We start from the raw sequence: 635 nt of genomic DNA, 5'->3' as shown, positions 1-635 counted from the left end.
CCCAGCGCGCTTTCGCCCTTGCGCACGCTGACGTTGCCGCCCACGCGCACTTCCAGTTGCTTCTTGAGCTGCATGTCCACGCCCAGATCCGCCGTGAAGATATCGCGGCCCAGCTTCGGACCCTTCACCGTGAAGTTGCTCGGCGCACCATAGATCGCGTTCGTCAGGCGGCTCTGCGTGTTGCCGAACTCGTGCTCGTACGACAGGCGCAGCGACGGGGCCACCTTGCCGCCCGCGATGCTCGCCACTTCGCTCCACAGACGCACGCCCACCACACCGCGCGTCGAGGTCTGCGATTGCGAACCCACCTTCAGGCCGTCGTTACCCTGGCCATCGCGGTTCGTCTCGTCGAACGCATTGAGTCGCGTCGACGCCACACGCAAGCCCACCGACGGATCGATGTTCACGCCCGACACGCCAAAGCGCTTGCCCACTTCACCGAACATGCCGAACGTCTGACCGTTCGTCTTGCCCGACAGACGGGCCGACGCGTTGCGTGCGGCCACCGTGCGATCCGTCTTCACGCTGTGATTCGTGTACGACACGCCGCCGTTGACGAACCAGTTCGTGGCCGCCAGGTGCGAACCGTACAGACCCACGCTCACGCTGTTGACCTTCGACTCGCCCGGCATGCC

1 protein-coding gene is annotated in these 635 nt (G+C 65.2%); it reads right to left on the bottom strand.

The genetic code is table 11. The annotated features are described in order from the left end of the window. The coding region (locus PEP31012_RS23505) for an autotransporter outer membrane beta-barrel domain-containing protein (protein WP_174978376.1) at window positions 1-635 on the bottom strand (635 nt) is incomplete at both ends.

The sequence above is a fragment of the Pandoraea eparura genome (genome assembly GCF_902459725.1).
Classification (GTDB): domain Bacteria; phylum Pseudomonadota; class Gammaproteobacteria; order Burkholderiales; family Burkholderiaceae; genus Pandoraea; species Pandoraea eparura.
The sequence above is the reverse complement of the archived record's forward strand: the minus strand, read 5'-3'. Positions and strand labels throughout refer to the sequence as shown.